Here is a 13669-nt window from a genome sequence, read left to right on the forward strand (position 1 = left end):
ATGAAAACTATTGTTTAGATTGGTTCTAATTAAGTATTATTCCGTACCTTTATAAACACTTATAATAACCGTTATGTTAGAGCAAATTCGTCGCTATAAATTATCATATATGCTTTATAACTTTTTCAAAAAGAACAAATTAAAGCATAATATTCCATTATATAAAAAATACGGAATCAACAAAAATTACTTTTCAAGTATCTCGAGTAAAGATTTTGCCCATCTTCCACAGACGCAAAGAAGTATTGCTCAGGATAAACTTTCTTCAACAGATTTTTTTAATAGCTTATCAGAAGAAAATAAAAAAAGTGCTCTTCATTATGACGATAATGGCTATATGATCCTAAGAAATTTTATAAGCCCTGATACTGCTGACAAAATCAATGTGGAGATTGATAAACTTGTCAATGACGGAACATTAAAATTTCGTTACGGAGGAAAATTAGTCTTTGCTATTCATCATTCAGAAATACTCCGAAATATTGGAAATGATAAGAAATTACTGGATTTTTTGTCCGTTTTATTAGATGGTAACGCGAAGTTATTTCAGAGTATAAACTTTATTAACGGAAGCCAGCAGAAGACCCATTCAGACAGTATTCATATGACGACTTATCCTTTAGGCGGACTTTTAGGAGTATGGATTGCTTTAGAAGATGTAGATGAAAATAACGGAGCTTTACATTATATTCCAGGAAGTCATAAGCTGCCTTATTTCCTTAATTCTGATTATGATAATGAAGGTACACCTCTTAAAATCGGAAAGAAAAGTTATAAGGCTTATGAAGAATTTCTTGAAAATAAAGTACAGGAACTAGGTTTGAAAAAAGAAATTTTCAGAGCAAAAAAAGGAGATATGCTGATCTGGCATGCCAATATTCTTCATGGAGGAGAGCCTCACACAGATAAAAACAGAACCCGAAAAAGCCTGGTATATCACTTTTTTGATGAAAACAGCGTTTGCTATCATGAAGTTACGCAAAGACCTGCGCTATTTGAACTGTAATATCAGAAAATATTAGTAATTTTGCATCCTAAAATTATGACGAGTTTTTCAGGATACCTACCGTATGCATTTGCATTAATCATTGCAATTCCTTTTTTGGTTTTGCTGAGACAATTTGTACACTCGTATATTACCCTTAAAAATCAGGAAATCAAACTGCTTACTGTGAAATCAAATTCAGAGAATAAAGCACATTCCTACGAAAGGATGACCCTGTTTCTTGACAGAATAAAACCATCCAATCTTATTCAGAGATTTGACAGAGGACTTGCCGTTCATGAATTTATTTTCCTTACAGAGAAAGCGATCAACGAAGAATTTGAATATAATTCCTCACAACAGCTTTATGTAACGAAGAATTCATGGAAGAATATCGTAGATTCAAAAAATGCAATTATTGAATTGCTTCACAAAACATATGACGGTTTGAAAGGAGAAGTACAGCTTGATGAGTTCAAGACTATCTTCATCATGAATTATATGGAAAGCAACGATTATATTGCTGAAACTATAGAAGATTTAAGAAAAGAAATTTTAATAATAACTTAAAAAATAAGAGATAAAATAATGATTCCAAATTTTAAAGCACATCCATGGCACGGAATTTCTGCAGGAGAAGATGCGCCAAATGTTGTAAACGTATTTGTGGAAATTGTTCCTTCAGATACTATTAAATATGAAGTAGATAAAGAAACAGGATATTTAAAAGTAGACAGACCACAGAAATTCTCTAACATTATTCCAGCTTTATATGGATTTGTTCCAAAAACATATTGTGACAAGGAAGTAATGAAACTTGCTATAGAAGCAGGGGCAGATGATGTGACGATGGGAGATCATGATCCACTTGATATTTGTGTTTTAAGCTCTCACAACATTCATGCTGGAGGCTTATTGATGGAGGCTATTCCAATCGGTGGTTTCAAAATGATCGACGGTGGTGAAGCTGATGATAAAATTATTGCTGTAATGATCAATGACCACGCGTTTGGACATTTCAGAGATGTTTCTGAACTACCTGAAGCAGAAGTAAAAAGATTGATGCACTACTTTTTAACGTATAAAAACTTACCGGATGAACCTGCAAAATGTAGAATTCAGGAAGTATACGGAGCAGAACACGCAAGAAAAGTTATCAAAGCTTCTCAAGCAGACTACGCTGAAAATTTCGGAGGATAATATTCTCTGAATAATCATATAAAAAGGATAAATAGGAAACTGTTTATCCTTTTTTTGTAATAAATTTAAAATAAACCGTGCTTTCACCAAGTAAAGTTTATCTTTATAAATCTTAATGATTTAAAATTTAAAAAAAATCTTTCAAGCCTTCATTCCATAAGCTTTCTTATTGATTTTAAAGCCGTCGGATTTCCTGAAAATAGTCTTTCATATTTAATATTATTTGGGTTTTCAATAGCAAGTCTGTTGTTTTTTTAATGCTTTCATGGTAATTATTTATTATATTTAATTTTCTATTACCAAAAAAATATTAAACTATGGATCTATTTGTGTTAGTGCCAATTTTTGGTGTCGTAGCTTTGCTTTATACATTTCTTCAAAGCCGTTGGGTCAATAAACAAAATGCCGGGAATGAAAAGATGAAGACTATCAGTGGGTATATCGCTGATGGGGCGATGGCTTTTTTAAAAGCTGAGTATAAAATCTTAACCTACTTTGTAGTAGTGGTAGCCATTCTATTGGCTGTGATGGGAACTACTAATGCCAATTCACACTGGAGTATAGGAATTGCCTTTGTAATGGGAGCTATATTTTCCGCTTCAGCAGGTTTTATTGGAATGAAAATAGCAACTAAAGCGAATGTAAGAACAGCAGAAGCTGCTAGAACTTCACTGTCAAAAGCACTTAAAGTTTCCTTTACCGGAGGTTCTGTGATGGGTATGGGGGTTGCTGGATTAGCTGTTTTAGGCTTAGGAGCACTTTTTATTATTATTAAACAGATCTTTGCACCTGATGCTACCGTAGATTCCCATGAAATGGAAAAAACTATCGAAATTCTTACAGGTTTTTCTCTGGGAGCTGAATCCATTGCCCTTTTTGCAAGAGTAGGAGGCGGAATTTATACCAAAGCTGCAGACGTAGGTGCTGATCTTGTAGGGAAAGTAGAAGCCGGGATTCCTGAGGATGATCCAAGAAACCCTGCTACAATCGCTGATAATGTAGGTGATAACGTTGGTGACGTTGCCGGAATGGGCGCCGATCTTTTCGGGTCGTATGTTGCAACGGTTTTGGCAACCATGGTTTTGGGAAGAGAAACTATTTCGGATGATTCATTCGGAGGTTTTGCACCTATTCTTTTACCAATGCTGATTGCTGGAACTGGAATTATTTTTTCAATGATAGGGACTTTATTTGTAAAGATTAATGATAATGAAGGTTCTTCCACATCCAGCGTACAAAACGCTCTTAATCTTGGAAACTGGGGAAGTATTGTGATTACAGCAATAGCTTCTTATTTCCTGGTAACTTACATTCTTCCTGATAAAATGATTCTCAGAGGACATGAATTTACCAAAATGGGAGTTTTCGGGGCGATCATGGTAGGATTGGTGGTAGGTACTTTAATGAGTATTATTACAGAATATTATACAGCAATGGGGAAAAGACCGGTTTCAAGTATTGTGAGACAGTCTTCAACCGGGCATGCAACAAATATTATTGGAGGACTTTCCGTTGGGATGGAGTCCACTTTACTGCCGATCATTGTATTGGCTGGAGGTATTTATGGATCCTATTTATGTGCCGGATTATACGGTGTTGCTATTGCCGCAGCCGGAATGATGGCAACTACAGCGATGCAGCTTGCTATTGACGCTTTCGGACCTATTGCAGATAATGCAGGAGGTATTGCCGAAATGAGTGAATTACCAAAAGAAGTTCGTGAAAAAACAGATATTCTGGACGCGGTAGGAAATACCACAGCTGCTACAGGAAAAGGATTTGCGATTGCTTCCGCAGCGTTAACGGCGCTTGCTCTATTTGCTGCTTTCGTAGGAATTGCAGGAATTGACGGTATCGATATTTACAGAGCTGATGTATTGGCTGGATTATTTGTAGGAGGAATGATTCCGTTTATATTCTCTTCATTAGCTATTACAGCAGTTGGACAGGCAGCCATGGCAATGGTAGAGGAAGTAAGAAGACAGTTCCGTGAAATTCCTGGTATATTAGAAGGTAAAGCCACGCCGGAATATGAAAAATGTGTAGCCATTTCTACAGATGCATCGATCCGAAAAATGATGATGCCGGGAGCTATTGCGATTATTTCACCATTATTAATCGGATTTATTTTTGGTCCGGAAGTACTTGGGGGATTTCTTGCCGGAGCTACAGTATGCGGTGTATTAATGGGAATGTTCCAAAATAATGCAGGGGGTGCTTGGGATAATGCCAAAAAATCGTTTGAAAAAGGCGTAGATATCAACGGACAAACATATTATAAAGGTTCAGAACCTCATAAGGCTTCAGTAACAGGAGATACAGTTGGAGATCCATTTAAAGACACATCCGGACCCTCTATGAATATTCTGATCAAGCTGATGTCTATTGTTTCATTGGTTATTGCTCCGACATTAGCTGTTTTACATAAAGATAAAATTGAAGCCAACAGGCAAGCTAAAATAGAGAGTTTAACGGGTGTTACCAGTACAGGAACTTCCTCGGGATCAACTACTCTTATAGCTCCAGCTATTCCGGGAGAAATAAAAGGACATCTTAACGAAAGCGGAGATTTTGTGTATGAAACAGGAAATCTTAGAAAAGTAAAGTTAAAAGGTGGAAAAACAATAGAATTAGGAGAGACAAGTCAATTATACCAACTTTATAATGCTGTAGATAAAAAAGATAAATCTATTTTGGATGCCAATAAATGGTATACCATTGAGAATCTTTATTTTGAAACCGGATCAAGTGATCTAAAAGCAGGCTATGAGATGCAGCTGAATAATCTTGCCGAAATTTTAAATGCCTATCCGGATCTTAAAATAAAACTAGGTGGCTATACCGATAATAGTGGTAATGAAGAAGGAAATCAACAATTATCCAATTTAAGAGCACAAACTGCAAAACTTAAATTATTGGAGCTTGGAATAGCCGCAGATAGAGTAGAAGCAGAGGGATACGGTTCGCAACATCCGATTTGTGAAGCTAACGATACGGATGAATGTAAGGCTAAAAACCGAAGAATTGATGTAAGAGTTCTGGCTCTTTAATAAATAATACTAAAGCATCGCATTGGCGGTGCTTTTTCTGTATATATTGTCGGGGAGAATAAAGACACTAAGAAATTTAAGATATTGTAATTATGGTTTTAAAAAACTTTGCGATTTCCAACCTAAAAAAGAACTTGTTTTCATTATAAATTCTTTCTCAAATGTTCCAATGCCTGAATAATCAATTCATCCTTTTTAGCAAAGCTGAACCGAATATAATCAGAGTTTTGTCTGGAATTATAAAATGCAGACAACGGAAGACAAGCCACTTTCTTATCAATTGTCAGCCATTTTGAAAACTCAATATCCGTCATCGATTTAGATACATTTCTGAAATTTACCACCTGGAAAACACTTCCTTCTGCCGGTTGTTCGATTTGTAATGGAGTGTCTTTCAGTAATTCATTAAAGATATCTCTTTTCCGTTGCATTGTTTTTTGATTTACACCAGGATCAAATATCTCAAGATACTTTGCCAGAGCATATTGAGCCGGAGCATTAGCACTGTAGGAAATATATTGCTGATGACATCTGAATAGAGCTGTTAATTCTTCGGAAGCAATCATATAACTAACTTTCCATCCTGAGGTATGAAACATTTTGCCAAAAGAAAAAATACAGAAAGTTCTGTTTTTCAGTTCAGGATGAATAAACGAGCTGTAATGTTCCGTTCCGTCATAGCAATAAGTGTCATAGATCTCTTCTGAAATTAAGTAAATATGACGGTTTTTGATAAGCTCGTACAATTGATTCCAGTCCTCCTGTTTCCATATTTTTCCGGTAGGATTTTGTGGTGAATTAATAATGATAGCCTTTGTTTTATCAGAAATACATTGTTTAAACAAGTCCCAATTGATCGTAAAATCAACTTCCAGATCATAATAAACAGGTTTTCCTCCGTTCATGACCACGGCAGGTGCATAAGTATAGTATGAAGGGTGGATCACAATCACTTCATCATCCTGATTTAGAATCGATTTAAGGGCAGTATATAAAGCAAAAGTAGCACAGGGAACAATGGTTACTTCATTTGCCTTTACAGAAATACTATTTTTTCGTTTTGCATTAAAATTAATGATGTTGTTGATTAATAAAGGATTACCGGCAAGAGGTTCGTAATGATGCGTATCAAGATCTGCCGACTCTTTTAAGAAAGCTTTTAACCGTTCATCAATTTCAAAATCAGGAAGTCCCAGAGAGAGATCAAAGCTTCCATTCTTTACCGCCAGCTCAGACATCTCTGTGAAAAATGAATAGTGAGTAAATTCATGAATTTTTTTCATCAATTTTGCATTTTTTTCAAATGTAATAAAAAATCAATAACGATTTGATGGATTTATTCTGAAGTGTTGATGAATTGTTTATTTTCTTTAGTGAAATTCAGTTTTCGTGTTTACTTTTCAGTGATCATACAATGTGGAGATGATGAAGTTTTTATTTATTTTAAAACCATGATGGATAAGCAATCGCTATTCTGTAAGATTTTTATTTTAAATCTCAGGAGTCAATAAAATTTGTTATTTTTAAGAAATTTATTCTTTATGAAAAAACTACTTATTCCGTTATTTTCTATAGCTCTGATGACAAGCTGTAGTACAGCTCAGGTTTCTGACGGAGCCTCTCATCCTATTTCTACTAAACATGACAAAGGCTTTACGCATGCCTACAAAATGATTAAAGCAGAAGATTTAAAGAAAAATCTATATGTAATCGCTTCTGATGAGATGGAAGGTAGAGATACGGGAAGTAAAGGGCAGAAAAAAGCAGGGGAATATATTGTTAACTATTATAAAAACTTAGGAGTTTCATATCCGAAAACATTAGGTTCTTATTATCAGAAAGTTCCGGCTGATTTTATGAAGAAAAGAGGTGGCGGAAATCTTCCGGATTCTGAAAATATTCTTGCTTTTATTGAAGGAAGCGAAAAACCGGAAGAAATCGTTGTTGTTTCTGCACACTATGATCACGTGGGAACCAGAGGTGGAGTAGTATATAACGGTGCTGATGATGACGGAAGCGGAACTGTAGCTGTAATGGAAATGGCAAAGGCGTTCCAGGAAGCGAAAAATAAAGGAAAAGGTCCTAAAAGATCTGTTTTGTTCCTTCATGTAACCGGTGAAGAGCATGGTCTATTTGGATCTGAATATTATACAGATAATCCTGTTTTTCCATTGGCAAATACAGTTGTAGACCTTAATATTGATATGATTGGACGTGATGATCCGGCAAACAGAGGGAAACAATATGTTTATGTGATTGGTTCGGATATGCTAAGCACTCAGCTTAAAGTGATCAATGAAGCTGCAAATAAAAGGACTAATAATCTTGAACTGAATTATAAATACGATGACCTTAATGATCCTGAGCAACTATATTACCGTTCAGATCACTATAATTTTGCTAAAAATAATGTTCCTGTAGCATTTTTCTTTGATGGAATTCACGAAGATTATCACAAGCCAACAGATGATCCTGAAAAGATTGATTATAACTTGTTGGAAAAAAGAACCCAGCTGATTTTTACTACAGCATGGGATATTGCCAACAGAGAAGAAAGAATTGTAGTGGATAGAAAATAAATCCAGAATTATCTACACAGTCTTTTAAGTCAGTGTTAGAGTGATGCTTAATGCCACGGATGCACGAGTTATTTATAGTGTATTTGTGGCATTATATAATTAATCTTAGGAGTTTACATGCTCCAGCCTTATCTTTACTTTAGCAATTTAAATTAATCAGAGATGATCTACGCATTTGATAGTTACTATTACGAAGACTATGCGAATACTGTGTGTATTGCATTTGAAGACTGGACTTCTACTCATGAAATAGAAACTTTTACTGAACAAATCCCTGTAAGCTCAGAATACGAAAGTGGTGCTTTTTATAAAAGAGAATTACCTTGTATTCTAAGTTTATTGCAAAAAATTGTATTAAAAGAAGACGATATTATCATTGTGGATGGCTATGTCACTCTTAATAACGAGGGCAAAATAGGTCTAGGAGGATATCTTTATGAAGCCTTGCAAGGAAAGTATCCTGTAGTTGGAATTGCTAAGAATGAATTTACTTCTCCTGATTCAGAAAGGAGAAATGTACTGCGTGGGGAAAGTAAAACGCCATTATTTGTTACAGCCAAAGGAATGAATGTAGATCATGCTAGTCTTAATGTTGAAAAGATGCATGGACCTTTTAGAATTCCTACTTTACTTAAAAAGCTTGATCAGCTGAGTAGGGAATAATTGAGTATTGATACTTTGTTTATTATTTTATTTTCACTTTATCTTTTTTTGATTTTATTTAAAGTAATTAATTAGATTGTTTGCTTTAAGTTATTGTATATAAGATTTTTGATTGTATTATATTAAATACTTATTGTTATGACTATTCATAAAATTCGTTCATGAAAGCTCCTGAATGATAGTTTTGATTATGTTTTTAATGAAAATTTTTATTACTGAATATTAATTTAATTAAAGTATTGGTATTTATTGATTTATAAATGCTTCTTTCACTTTCCTAAATAGTATTTCCATTTAAATTTTATTAAACTGACAAAAATCATTGCTTTCTTATTTTTATTGATTCTAAATAAATATAAATTTGCCTCAATCAAATTAAGAACTCAATGAAAAAACTAACTACCTTTTCTGCTGTCATTCTCTGCTCATTGATGGAGGCACAATATTGTACCCCAACTTTTCAATACGGAGCTGACAGCAACATGATTACCAATGTCACTTTTGGAAATATAAACAATACATCCCCGTTTCAATCCGGGATAACTCCCGATTACGAAGATTTTACTTCGATGTCTACAGATCTATTGGCTGGGAATAGTTACCAGATCTCTGTAAAAGGACCATCCAGTTCGTTTCCAAGCGATGTTGTGGTTTTCATAGACTTCAACAGAAACGGAAACTTTGATGATGCTGGAGAGAGTTTTTACATAGGAAAACTGAATTCGGCAACTCCGGCGAATGCTTTTACCATAGACGGAACAATTAATGTGCCTGCCAATGCTTCTTCAGGTACTACAAGAATGAGAGTTCTTAAAAACAGTAATCTGGCTGCGTATTCAGATCCTAATGCGCCAAGTTCAATCAATACAGCATGTGATAATTTAAGAACAGGGCAGACCGAAGATTATACCGTGAATATCACTGGAAATACAGTTGGTTTCCCATCCCCTTATTGCGGAGCTGAAAATGTAACAAGCCTTACAGTAAGTGAAATAACCCGTGTAGATTTTAATGGGTTAAGTAATGACAGCTCTATTGATGGAAGTTCAGAGACTATTGAAGACTTTACAGGTACCGTTTTTAACGCAAACAGAGGAAATACTTATCCTATTTCGGTAACGGGAGGAACTCATGGGCAGACCACGGTTTCTGCATATGCTTATATTGATTTTAACCATAATAATCAGTTTGATGCTGATGAAAAATTCAATCTGGGATATCTGGATAATTCAGATCCGGTTTCAGGACATCAATCCGGGATTACTTCCGGAATGATTACAATTCCTGCCAATTCTTTATTAGGAAATACCCGTTTAAGAATAGTAAAAGCTTATGAATCAAATTCCTGGATGGGAACTTTGGAAAATCTTCCATGTCCTTCCGGTTGGTTTATTGGACAGGCAGAAGATTATACAATCAATATTCAGCCGGAAAGTCTTTCAACATCAGAGGTGGCTAAAGATTCTTCAGTGAAAGTAAAGGTATATCCAAATCCTACTACAGGAGCTGTAACCATCAAAATGAAAGAAGGACTGGAGAAGTACGAAATCTATAATATCTCAGGACAAAAGCTTTCGGAGGGGAATTCTGAAACTGTAAATATGAACAATTTTGTTCCTGGAACTTATCTGATAAAGATTCTTACAAAAGATAAGAAACTGACCACTGAAAAAGTGATCAAAAAGTAAAACACATATCTAATCATATCCATATCAATTTTTGTTTTTTTGACCGGCAGATTTTATCTGTCGGTTTTGTTTTGTAAAATGTTGAATATTAATTCGGTTCAAGGATATTCAGAAGATCTTGCTTAGATAATCCCTGAAATTTACCACCATCCGTTTTAAGAAGATTTTGAGCCAGTTGGGTTTTCTTTTTCTGTAATGTAAGAATTTTTTCTTCCACTGTATTAGAACAGATCATGCGGACTGCAATCACGTTTTTAGTTTGTCCGATACGGTAGCTACGGTCAATAGCTTGGTTTTCTGTGGCAGGATTCCACCATGGATCTATAAGGTAAATATAATCTGCCTGCGTAAGATTAAGGCCCACACCTCCGGCTTTTAAGCTTATTAAAAACACACGGATATTTTCATTGTTCTGAAAATTAGCAACCTTTTCACCTCTGTCTTTAGTTTGTCCTGTGAGATATTCAAAAGGAATTCCGTGGCGCTCAAGTTCCGGTTTCAACAAATCAAGCATACCCACAAACTGTGAGAATACCAGAATTTTATGATCTTTGGATTTTCCAAGGATCTGTTCCATCAGAATTTCAATTTTTACAGCGTTTTCGCCTGAATATCCCTCTTTAATAAGCACAGGGGAGTTGCAGATCTGTCTGAGTCTTGTAAGCCCTGTAAGAACGTGCATACTGTTTTTGTTAAGATCATCGTCATCATTAGCAGCTATGAATTCACGAAGTTCCTTTTCATAAGCGTCGTATATTTTACGCTGTTCAGAATTCATTTCACAGTAAATAACAGTTTCCGTTTTTTCCGGAAGTTCTTTGGCAACCTGCTTTTTGGTTCTTCGAAGGATAAATGGTTTTATCTTTTGCTGAAGCTCCAGCGCGCGTTTGCTGTATTCAAACTTATCAATAGGAATGGCATAAATATCTTTAAAAGACTGTTTGCTTCCTAATAACCCGGGACAGGCAAATGAAAGCTGGCTATAGAGGTCAAATGTGCTGTTTTCTATAGGCGTTCCTGTTAATACAAACCTGTTTCTGGATTGAAGAAGACGTGCTGCTTTATATCTTTCAGAATTTTGATTTTTAATGGTTTGAGATTCATCAAGGAAAACATAATTGAAATTGAACGTTTTCAGAAACTTAATATCCGAAAGAAGCATCCCATAACTGGTTAAAACAACCTCGTAATCTGAAAAGTGAGATGCCGATTTCGGACGATCTGAACCATAATGCAATAATACTTTGATGGAAGGAGCAAATCTGCTGATCTCATCCTGCCAGTTGAAAAGAAGGGACGTAGGAACTACAATAAGGCTGGTTGTATGCCCACGTTTTTCCCTCTGAGAAAGTATAAAAGCAATGATCTGAAGTGTTTTTCCCAATCCCATATCATCGGCAAGACAGCCACCGAAGTTATAACGATCAAGAAAATTCAGCCAATTGAGCCCTTCATGTTGATAATCTCTTAATTCTGCACGTAATTCAGCCGGAATATTTACTTCAGGGATCTTTTTGCCTGTTGAAAAGGCTGAAGAATACGTTGAGATTTCATTCTGTACTTCAGTGCTTAATACTTCTTTTTCGAAAAGCGAAGAAACTTCAGTAAAATTGATCTTTGGAATTTTTAATAGTTCTTCATCTATTTCTCCAGCCTGGAAGTAAGTGGCAATCTTATCGAGCCATTCTTCAGGCAAAATTCCAAGGGTTCCGTCATCCAATTGTATGAACTTACTCTTATTTCGAATTGTTCTATGCAGTTGTTTAAGAGTAGCATCTTTTTGTCCGAAACTTACTTTTAATTTAGCATTAAACCAATCCAATCCGCTTGTAATCTGAATGTTGATTTTAGCGCGGTGTGAGTTTAGTTTATTATTTTTCAGTTCGTTAAACCCGAGAATGGCAATTCCTTCGTTTCTCCATGTTTCAAATGCTTCAAGAAACCAATTATTATCCAGAAACTTATCTCTGTGAAGATAAAAATATTGGTATCCGTCCATTTGTTCTTCAAAGTCCTGATGTTGTTTCATTACCAGAGAAGTGAAGCGTGCTTCTGCTGCATCATTTCTTTCTATTTTGAATACATTTCCGTTTTGGTCTGTATCAAAAATTTGCTTTCTGGAATATACGGGGACTTCAACTTCTCCGTATTTCATGACGGGTGTGATGCCAATATAATTTTCCTGCTGACGAAGGTAAATCACATTTTCAATATGAAAATCCTTATCTTTAAGTTGTGCTTTCGTTGCAGGTTGTATGTAGCTGTAATTTATATGGATATGATCTTCAATATTAGCTAAAATATTGGTCATGAAATCTTCATATTTGGACGAATGAACCAATAAGATTTCATTATTTGACTTAAAGAATTTGATTATTCTAAGCAGGTCTGGGTGGTCTACGAAGTTGAAAGTGTTTGAGTTATATATAAAATATTCATTTCTGAGAATCACATTTTTAAAAGGAATAGACGTGTCATTGAATTGTAATTCTCCTGTTATTTCATAAAAAGGATCTTTCTTAAATACAGATAGTTGAACTTCTGCATCTAAAGTGTTAAGTGTAATAGGAAGTAATGACTTGGAAGAGACAGTTTCTGCAATATCCCGATCGTGATAGTAGACGTCCAGTCCCAAAGGATTTTTTACAATAAGTTTTAATGCTTCCAGTTCTGCAGCATTATATTCTTCATTATAGTTGTTCTGAAAAGCAGTAATGGCTGTATAGAATTTTATTTCCTGAGGTTTTTCTGCTCTCCAGATCAGTTGCATGGCATCTACAGCGTTTACCGGATTTTTAATCTTACCGGATTGAGTGATTTCCGCTTCCATGAGGGAAAATACGAGATGATTGTAATAGCGGTGTGTTCCGATGACCAATATCTGTTTTTTTCCTGTTTCAAGAGCAGCAAGCTTATCCAGTTTAGAAGGTAACTGAGGAAGAAGATCTCTTTTAAACATAAGATCATCCAGAGGCAGCATTTCTTTGATTTTCGATGAGATTTCAAGCTTTTCGTTTATCCATTCAAGCTGAAAATAGGTATCCAGGTCTGGTTCGTTTTCCAAACCATAAGCTTTTGCCTTAGGAATTAATGTTTTTCTGCGAAACGTATCATCAAAGAAGATCAGGTAATTTTTATCCTCAAGAATACAATGGATGATTTCCGCCTGATGCGAGCAAAGTTTGTCTTTAGGATGGTTACAGGTGCATGAGCAGAGTAGTGAACTGCCTATACGGCTTATGGTGACCATCGGAAATTCCTGCAAAGAGTTTTTGGTAAATATTCCTGTATTGATTTCAATATTAACCGGATAGATCTCACGAAAGTCCTTGATACTAACAAATGAGCTTTCTGTAGTATGCTTCAACAGATCATATACGGAAAGGGTGCTGATATTAATGTTTTCAAGGATGTATTCTGCCATAAAAATTGATAAAGACAAAATTACAAAAAACAAGCGAATGATGAGTGGGTTTTTATTGTAAAGCAGTTTGTAGAATGAAG

General features: G+C 35.2%; 9 protein-coding genes. 7 read left to right on the forward strand and 2 right to left on the reverse strand.

The features are described 5' to 3' along the window. The first annotated feature begins 109 nt into the window (after positions 1 to 109). From BW983_RS18550 to BW983_RS18565, 4 genes are all read left to right on the forward strand, one after another. Complete coding sequence (locus BW983_RS18550) at positions 110 to 1006, forward strand: phytanoyl-CoA dioxygenase family protein (RefSeq protein WP_228409035.1); 897 nt, start codon at positions 110 to 112, stop codon at positions 1004 to 1006. Between the two features lie 36 nt (positions 1007 to 1042). Beyond that, on the forward strand, positions 1043 to 1555 hold the full coding sequence (locus BW983_RS18555) for a DUF7935 family protein (RefSeq protein ID WP_076553366.1): 513 nt from the start codon (positions 1043 to 1045) through the stop codon (positions 1553 to 1555). An 18-nt stretch (positions 1556 to 1573) separates the two neighbouring features. Next, positions 1574 to 2185 (forward strand): inorganic pyrophosphatase, encoded by a 612-nt coding sequence (locus BW983_RS18560; protein ID WP_076553367.1) that lies wholly within the window; start codon positions 1574 to 1576, stop codon positions 2183 to 2185. A gap of 317 nt (positions 2186 to 2502) precedes the next feature. Further along, positions 2503 to 5235, forward strand: coding sequence for a sodium-translocating pyrophosphatase (locus BW983_RS18565; RefSeq protein WP_076553368.1), 2733 nt, complete (start codon positions 2503 to 2505; stop codon positions 5233 to 5235). 143 nt (positions 5236 to 5378) lie between these two features. Here BW983_RS18565 and BW983_RS18570 read toward each other — a convergent pair whose 3' ends face one another. Beyond that, positions 5379 to 6518: an aminotransferase class I/II-fold pyridoxal phosphate-dependent enzyme gene (locus BW983_RS18570; protein WP_076553369.1), complete on the reverse strand. Its 1140-nt coding sequence runs from the start codon at positions 6516 to 6518 to the stop codon at positions 5379 to 5381. 258 nt (positions 6519 to 6776) lie between these two features. Here BW983_RS18570 and BW983_RS18575 point away from each other — a divergent pair, with 258 nt between their 5' ends. The 3 genes from BW983_RS18575 to BW983_RS18585 all read left to right on the forward strand — a co-directional run bounded on the left by BW983_RS18575 (position 6777) and on the right by BW983_RS18585 (position 10165). After that, positions 6777 to 7814 carry a M28 family metallopeptidase gene (locus tag BW983_RS18575; protein ID WP_076553370.1) on the forward strand — a complete coding sequence of 346 codons (1038 nt, stop codon included), beginning with the start codon at positions 6777 to 6779 and terminating at the stop codon, positions 7812 to 7814. 162 nt (positions 7815 to 7976) lie between these two features. After that, a complete protein-coding gene (locus BW983_RS18580; RefSeq protein WP_076553371.1) occupies positions 7977 to 8477 on the forward strand; it encodes an endonuclease V in 501 nt (166 codons plus the stop codon). A 386-nt stretch (positions 8478 to 8863) separates the two neighbouring features. After that, the gene (locus BW983_RS18585) at positions 8864 to 10165 is read left to right on the forward strand and encodes a T9SS type A sorting domain-containing protein (protein ID WP_076553372.1); all 1302 of its coding nucleotides are present in this window, start codon (positions 8864 to 8866) and stop codon (positions 10163 to 10165) included. Between the two features lie 88 nt (positions 10166 to 10253). On the opposite strand, the gene BW983_RS18590 is transcribed toward BW983_RS18585, so the two are convergent. Then, positions 10254 to 13589 carry a DEAD/DEAH box helicase gene (locus BW983_RS18590; protein ID WP_076553373.1) on the reverse strand — a complete coding sequence of 1112 codons (3336 nt, stop codon included), beginning with the start codon at positions 13587 to 13589 and terminating at the stop codon, positions 10254 to 10256. Positions 13590 to 13669 lie beyond the last annotated feature (80 nt).

Source organism: Chryseobacterium ureilyticum (assembly GCF_900156735.1).
GTDB classification, from domain to species: domain Bacteria; phylum Bacteroidota; class Bacteroidia; order Flavobacteriales; family Weeksellaceae; genus Chryseobacterium; species Chryseobacterium ureilyticum.

What these genes read in the sequence shown, in the direction of transcription:
- BW983_RS18550 (WP_228409035.1), top strand. Translation starts at nt 110, where the DNA reads ATGCTTTATAACTTTTTCAAAAAGAACAAATTAAAGCATAATATTCCA.
- BW983_RS18555 (WP_076553366.1), top strand. Translation starts at nt 1,043, where the DNA reads ATGACGAGTTTTTCAGGATACCTACCGTATGCATTTGCATTAATCATT.
- BW983_RS18560 (WP_076553367.1), top strand. Translation starts at nt 1,574, where the DNA reads ATGATTCCAAATTTTAAAGCACATCCATGGCACGGAATTTCTGCAGGA.
- BW983_RS18565 (WP_076553368.1), top strand. Translation starts at nt 2,503, where the DNA reads ATGGATCTATTTGTGTTAGTGCCAATTTTTGGTGTCGTAGCTTTGCTT.
- BW983_RS18570 (WP_076553369.1), bottom strand. Translation starts at nt 6,518, where the DNA reads ATGAAAAAAATTCATGAATTTACTCACTATTCATTTTTCACAGAGATG.
- BW983_RS18575 (WP_076553370.1), top strand. Translation starts at nt 6,777, where the DNA reads ATGAAAAAACTACTTATTCCGTTATTTTCTATAGCTCTGATGACAAGC.
- BW983_RS18580 (WP_076553371.1), top strand. Translation starts at nt 7,977, where the DNA reads ATGATCTACGCATTTGATAGTTACTATTACGAAGACTATGCGAATACT.
- BW983_RS18585 (WP_076553372.1), top strand. Translation starts at nt 8,864, where the DNA reads ATGAAAAAACTAACTACCTTTTCTGCTGTCATTCTCTGCTCATTGATG.
- BW983_RS18590 (WP_076553373.1), bottom strand. Translation starts at nt 13,589, where the DNA reads ATGGCAGAATACATCCTTGAAAACATTAATATCAGCACCCTTTCCGTA.